Here is a 7,041-nt window from a genome sequence, read left to right on the forward strand (position 1 = left end):
CGGCGTGTACCGGCCTTCCCTGCGCCGTGAGTCGGCGTGTACCGGCCCTCCCGGCGCCGTGAGCCGGTGTGAGCCGCCCTGTGTCCTGAGCGGTCGCGGCGGACGGAAGCGGCCGGGAGGGCCGTCCGCCCGCGGAACGGCGGCGGAACGGCGGCGGAACGGCGAACGCCCCGCCGGGCCGCCGTCGCGGGCCCGGCAGGGCGTTCCGGGCCACCGGTGCGGCCCGGCAGGACGTGTCTCAGCCCCGTCTGATCGTGATCGTCGTCCAGGCGCCCACGTGCACCCGGTCGCCGTCCTGAAGCGGCACGGGCACGAACGGCTGGATGGGCTCCTCGCCGCCGTTGACCGTGGTGCCGTTCGTCGAGTTCTGGTCGACGACCGCCCAGGTGTTGTCCGGCTGCTGGACCAGGACCGCGTGCTGGTGCGAGACGCCCGGGTCCTCCGGGGGCACCGACAGGTCGATGTCCGGGGTGTCGCCGGTGGAGTGCCTGCGGCGGCCGATGGTGATCTGGTTGCCGAGGAGCGGGCGCTGTAGCTCCGGCGAGTACGCGGGCAGGTTCAGGCCCGCGGCCTCGGGTCCGGAGCGCTGCATCATCGCCATGAAGTACTCGCGGTCCGGTGCGATGGTCGCGCTCCAGGACAGCGACTGCTGCTGCGGCGGGGGCTGCTGCTGGTAGCCGGGACCGGGCGGAGCCTGGGTGGCGCCGGGCTCCGGGTAGCCGTAGCCGCCCGCCTGGCCCGGGCCGCCGGGGGCACCCTGGCGGCCGGGGCCGCCGGGCGCGCCGGACGACGGCGGGGGGATCACCCAGTCGTCGTCACCGCCGCCGAAGGCGGGGCCGCCGGACCCCGGGCCGCCCTGCTGCGGCGGTCCGCCCTGGGTGAAGGGTGGCGGGGAGGGCTGCTGCGTGTAGGCCTGCTGCGGGGCGCCGGGGCCGCCGGGCACGGGCGGCGCCGCCTGGCGGGACGGGTCGCCGCCGAAGCCCTGGGGGCCGCCGTACGGCTGGGCGCCGGGGCCCGGCGGGATCGGTTCGGCGGGCCGGTTCACCTGCGAGGGCCGCGAACTCTGGTAGTCGAACGGGTCGTGACCGGGGCCACCGGCACCCGGACCGCCGGGACCGGACTGCGGGAACCGCGGCGGGGGGTTCTGGCCGCCGGGGCCGCCGGGAGCGCCGTACGGCGACTGCCCGCCGGGAACGCCAGGAACGCCGGGACCGCCCGGAGCTCCGGCCGGCGGGCGCGGTGCCGCCGGTGTGTACGAGGTGGCGGTGTTGGTCAGGAAGTTCCACCGGCACTCCTCGCAGAACGGCGCCGCGCCCTCACGGGGCGTGCGGCACTGCGGGCAGAGCTCGGCGTTCGGGCCCGGCGCGCCGGACCGGCCGCCGGGCACGGGCGGTGGTGAACCGGGCGCCGGGTAGCTGTATCCGCCGCCGGGCGGGGGCGGGGGAGGGAGCGGGGGCACACCGGCCATGCGGTGACCGCAGACCTCGCACCAATCGTCGGAATTCGACTGATGTCCGTTCGGGCATGTCGGCATGTCGGTCTTCCCCCTTCCTTTTCCGGTCGTCATGACCGGGTTTCTCCGGATCCCAGCGGGACCGGGCTCGCTGCTTCCCGCTACTTCTTTACACGAACAGTCTTTGTGGACCGTGTCTCGAGGGTCATCTCGTCGGCCTCCGCGACACGCGCTTTCAATCGCACAGTACCTGCCGCGACGTCGACCACGTCCACCACCTTCGCGAGGAGTTTCGCAGTATCGGCGTTTCCGGAGGCTCCGGCGAGTTGGACGGCCCGTCCCAGCTTGGCCGTCGCTCCATCGACATCTCCCGCTTTGCGGAGGTCGAGACCCTGTTGGATGACTTGTGCCAGTTCGGCCTGACCCGTGTAGTGCGCGACCTGCGGGTTGATGGACGTCGAGGCGGCCATGTCGTCGGTCCACACGGCCCGCACGAGACCCTGGGCGCCGAGGTTCTGCACCGAGCCGTCGCTCCGCGGGATCACCAGCGAGACCCGGGCGGCGAGCATCTCCTGGCCGATCCCGGCCGTCGGGACCCGGACGCACACGTGGTAGTCGCGGGACTCGTCGCCCCAGGAGCCGGTCGGGTAGTCGCCCGCCCGGGGGCCGGCCTCGGTGCGGCGGTCCGTCAGCTCCTCCACGGTGGGCGCCACTTGCTTGACGAACCTGATCTCGGTGCCGACCGGCGTCCACACCCGCAGGGCCACGTCGGCGACCTCCTTGCCCATGGCCGTCTCCATCATGTGCGTGAAGTCGGCGGCGAGGGCGGCGGGGTCGGCGACGATGTCCGCGGTGCCGAGCAGCGCCGAGGCGATCCCGGTGACCTCCTTGACCTCCCAGTCGGTGCCGACCCCCCGCGCGTCACAGGTGAAGCGTCCGGCACAGGAGTCCAGCGCGGCCCGCAGGTCCTCGGGCGACTCGTGCTCGTTGCGGCCGTCGGTGAGCAGGATGCCGTGCCGGATCGACACCTCCGCCGAGGACAGCAGCCGGTCGGCGAGCCGCAGCCAGGTGCCGATCGCCGTGCCGCCGCCCGCGCTCAGCCTGCGCAGCGCCTGCTTGGCCTGTTCGCGGGTGGAGGCGTCCGCGACGGCGAGCCGTCCGTTGCCCGGATAGACCTCCTTGGCGATGTGCGTGCCGCCGATCACGGCGAAGTGGACCCCGTCGCGCACGGTGTCGATCGCGGCGGCCGTCGCGTCGCGGGCGTTGCGCATCTTGGCCGGCGGGTAGTCCATCGAGCCCGAGCAGTCGACCATGATCGCCACGGCGGCGTCCGGCGCCTGGCCCGCCGTGTAGAGGTGCGGCGCGGCGACCGCGCTTCCGACGGTGCCGCCACCGGTCGCGCTCACCGTGACGATCGCGTTGACCTCGCGGCCGCCCTCCGGCAGATACTCGTTCTGGTACACGTCGACCGAGAACTGTGGCACGTTCGACTTCGAGAAATTGGCCATGACTTCTCTGTCCCCCTCGGGCCTCCGCCCCCCGGCGGAGGTGCTGACTGGGTGCGGACCGGTCCCCTCCGGTCCGCGGCCGCCCCCCGTTGGTTCGCGGCCTCAGGCCGATCCTGCCCCCTGCGAGGGGGCGGGGAACGGCAGGACGGCCACTGTTACGTTGTCGTGGCCCCCGCCGTCCAGGGCGTGGCCGACCAGGACCCGGGCGGCGTGCAGCGGCCTCTCGGCGGCGTCGAGGGGGGCGGCCTCGGCCATCTCCTCCGCCGTCTCCGCGTAGTTCCACAGACCGTCGGTGCACACCACGACCACACCCGGCCGGTCCGGCTTGAACGAGACGGTGTGCGGCTCCAGTTCGTAGGCGTCGGCGCCGAGCCAGCCGGTGATCGCGTGGGCGCGCTCGTCGGCGTACGCCTCCGCCTCGTTCATCAGACCCGCGGCGACCATCTGCGCGGCCCACGAGTCGTCCTCGGTGAGCCGGGCCGGCAGCGAGGAGCGGTCGGCGGGAACCCAGTAGACGCGGCTGTCGCCGACCCAGCCGACGATCAGCAGCGTGGACGTCACCAGGGCGCCGACGATGGTGCAGGCGGGGGCGTTCACGTGCGGGGCGTTCTCGCCCTGCGCGGTGTCCGGGCCCGCCAGCGCGTTGACGGCCTCCGAGGCCGCGACGATCGCCTCGTGCATGGCCGCCTGCGGGTGCGTGCCCAGCGGGAGGGACGCCAGGAGCGACTCGTTCGCCGCGTTGGACGCGGCGAGGGACGCCTCGTCGGGGCGGGTCGCGGAGGAGACCCCGTCGCAGACGATCGCGACGACCGCGGGGGAGCCGTCGGGCAGCGCGGTCGAGGAGACCGCGAACGCGTCCTCGTTGCGGTGGTGGCGCAGCCCCCGGTCGCTGACCGCGGCGACCGCGCCCAACTCCTGTTCCATGTGGTCCCGTTCCCGTGGCTGGGCGTGCCCGCAGTTCTCGCAGTAGCCGTCGGTGTCCACCTGGCCCGCGCGGCAGGCCACGCACAGCTTGGCGCCCGCGGGGGGAGCCGGGAGGTCGGCGGTCCGGGGGTCCGGAACCTCGGGGTCCGGGCCGTCGGCCGGCCGGTCCCGCGCGGCCGGGGGCTCACCCGCCGGAGGGGCGAGCGGGTACTCGTCGGGCTCCGACGGCCTGTCGAACCGTACGCCCGAGGGCCGCCCGGCGGGCCGCCGGGCGGTGGCCGGCCGGATGCCCGCCGGATCGCCCTGCGCGTGCTCGGGGGGTTCGGGGTGCTCCGGGTGCGGCAGTTCGGAACCACCCGAATCGGTGCCGTGGATGTCGGCGGCACGGTGCACCGGCGCGGGCGTGTCCGTACTGCCGGGCTGCTGCGCGAGGGGCCAGTCCACGGACGGGGCGGCCGGCGGGGGGCCGGCCGGGGTGCCGTTCATGGCGATCGTGGGATGGTCCTGCGCCGGTGCGGACACCGTCGACAGGTCGTAGCCGCACGCACCGCAGAAACGGTCGGCCGCCTCCAGCGGCTCCTCACAACTGGGGCACCGCGAAAGGGCCGTCGGCTGGGGCATCTGGGACATCAATCACACCCACGTCCGGGGGCGGTAACGGTTTGCTCGTTCCACCAGGTCGATCCTTTCATCGCCGCCCCGCGCGAGCCGGGCCAGCGTCCGGTACGAACGTTCGAGGCCGAAACGGAGGCCACGCTCGTCCAACTCGCTGCCGAGCAGCGCGGTCACGCCTCCGGAAGCCGGAGCGGAACCCTGGCTACCGGAGAGTACCCAGTCCAGCGCGCAGCCGAGGACCTCCGTCGACAACTGCTCGCGCCGCTCCGCGTCCAGACCGAAGCCGTCGAGCGCCTCGACCTGCCCGGCCGCCGCCGTCAGATCGTCCAGGAACGGCGCCGCGGTCTCCGTGACCGGCCGCTGCCGCAGCCGCGCCCGCACGGCGGCGACCCGGGCCGCCGTGTAGTGGATCGACGACTCCGGCACGGACTCCAGGGTGCGTACGGCGCCACGGCGGTCCCCCGCCGCGAGCTGCACCCGGGCCAGTCCGAACGCCGCGCTCACATAGCTGGGGTCGGTCGTCCACACCAGGCGGTAGTACTCGGCGGCGTTGTCCAGCTGGCCGAGCACCTCCGCGCACACGCCGAGGGCCAGCTTGGGCGCGGGCTCGCCGGGGAAGGCGTCGTAGACCGCGTCGAAGGACAGCGCGGCGATCTCGTTCTCACCGGTCGCCAGCGCCGTGACACCGCGGTACCAGACCACCCGCCAGTCGTCCGGGTGATCGGCCTCCAGCGCGTCGACGGCCGTGCCGGCGCCACCGGGTTCGCCCATCTCCAGACGGGCCCGCAGCTCCCGCAGCCGCAGCTCCGGCGAGGGGGCCGGGGCCGCCCGCAGCGCGGCGATCAGCTCCGCGGGCGCGGACGCGATGAGCCCCGCGAGGAAACCGGCGTTCGGGTCGTCCGGGTCCACCCGCGGCACGGGCAGGGCGAGCGCGGTGGCCGCCGCCGCGACGGGCCTGACCAGGGCGGCGGAGGCCGGCGGAGCGGGAGGCAGCGGTCCGTTCCCGTTCCGTCCGGCGGGCAGCGGCGCCGCGCCCTTCCTCGCGCGTCCGGGGACCGCGCGGGCCCCCAGCCGCGACACCTCCTCGGCCGCCTCCCCGAACAGCTCGGTGTCGGTGACCTTGGTCTCGGGTCCGAACAGGGTCGACAGCGCCGGCCGCGCCCGCCCCGTCTGGAGCGAGACCACCTCGCGCAGCACGCCCGTCAGCTGCTCGGACATCTCCTGCGCCGAGGCGAAACGGCGGGCCGGGTCGGGGTCGGTGGCCCGGACGAGAAGCCGGTAGAACGACTCGTACTGGCGGAAGACCTCGATGTTGTCCGGGTCGGGCAGGGAGTCCACGAAGACGTTCGTGTAGCCCTGGAAGTCGAAGGCGAGGACGGCGAGCGTACGGGCGACGGTGTACAGGTCGGAGGCGACCGAGGGACCCGTCTCGGCCACCTCGGGGGCCTGGTAGCCCACCGTGCCGTAGATGGCCGACTCGTCGTCGTCCATCCTGCGCACCGCGCCCATGTCGATCAGCTTGAGCTGGTCCTCGGTCTGGATCGCGTTGTCGACCTTGAAGTCGCAGTACAGCAGGTTGCGGCTGTGCAGATGGCCGAGGGCCTCCAGGGCCTCGATGCCGTACGCGCAGGCCTGCTCCACCGGCAGCGGGTCGCGCTTGCCGTCCGCCGTGCGGCGCCCGTTGGCGAGCTCCTTGAGCGACTTGCCGCCGACGTACTCCATGACGATGTACCCGTCCAGCGATCCCGTCCGCTGGTCGAGGTGCTCGACGAAGTTGTAGATCCGCACGATGTTGGCGTGCTCGATCTCCGCGAGGAAGCGCCGCTCGGAGATCGCCGCCGCCATCGCGTCCTGGTCGCCGGTGTCGAGCAGACCCTTGAGGACCACCCAGCGGTCGGACACCGCGCGGTCGACGGCGAGGTACACCCAGCCGAGCCCGCCGTGCGCCAGACAGCCCATCACCTCGTACTGGCCGTGCACGACGTCACCGGTGGTGAGCTTCGGCACGAACGAGTACGGGTGGCCGCACTTCGTGCAGAACCCCTCGGTGCGGCCGGGCCGGTCGCCGCGCGCACGCCCCACCGGGGCACCGCAGTCGGAGCGCGAACAGAACCGTTTGCGCTCGGGCACCTCCGGGTTCTCCAGGACCATCGCGCGCGGGTCGGGCCGCGGCACACCGGGGACCTCGACCAGCCCGGCGCCGAGCCGGCCCCGCCCGGAGGAGGACGTCGTCGAACCGGAGCTGCGCACCGACACCGACCGGCCCGTCGACCGGCCCGACAACGACCGCGACAGCCGCCCGGAGACCGAGCGCCGTGACTGCGAGGAGCGCGACGACGTACGCGAGCTGGCGCCTGAACCGCCGCGCACGCTGCTGCTGCCGGGGCCGCCCGCGCCGCGCGCGGAGGAGCCGGACGACGCCGACGCACCCGCGCTCCCGGACCGGGAGGACCTCGGGGCCGGTTCGGCGGGGGCGAGTCCGCAGGTGTCGCAGTACAGTTCGCCGCCGCCCATGTCCTCGTACGAGCCCTCGCAGCCGGG

At 74.2% G+C, this 7,041-nt stretch carries 4 protein-coding genes; all 4 read right to left on the reverse strand.

Annotated elements, in window-relative coordinates:
• Positions 1–238: 238 nt before the first annotated feature.
• Positions 239–1,534, reverse strand: a complete 1,296-nt coding sequence (locus CW362_RS42060; RefSeq protein WP_103554855.1) for an FHA domain-containing protein — start codon at positions 1,532–1,534, stop codon at positions 239–241.
• 80 nt (positions 1,535–1,614) lie between these two features.
• Entirely contained in the window at positions 1,615–2,961 is a 1,347-nt protein-coding gene (locus tag CW362_RS42065) for a VWA domain-containing protein (protein ID WP_103554856.1), read from the reverse strand.
• 102 nt (positions 2,962–3,063) lie between these two features.
• On the reverse strand, positions 3,064–4,515 hold the full coding sequence (locus CW362_RS42070) for a PP2C family protein-serine/threonine phosphatase (RefSeq protein WP_103554857.1): 1,452 nt from the start codon (positions 4,513–4,515) through the stop codon (positions 3,064–3,066).
• 3 nt (positions 4,516–4,518) lie between these two features.
• Positions 4,519–7,041 (reverse strand): serine/threonine-protein kinase (locus CW362_RS42075; RefSeq protein ID WP_240658340.1); only part of this gene is annotated, 2,523 nt, incomplete at its 5' end.

It is taken from the genome of Streptomyces populi (genome assembly GCF_002911015.1).
GTDB lineage: Bacteria > Actinomycetota > Actinomycetes > Streptomycetales > Streptomycetaceae > Streptomyces > Streptomyces populi.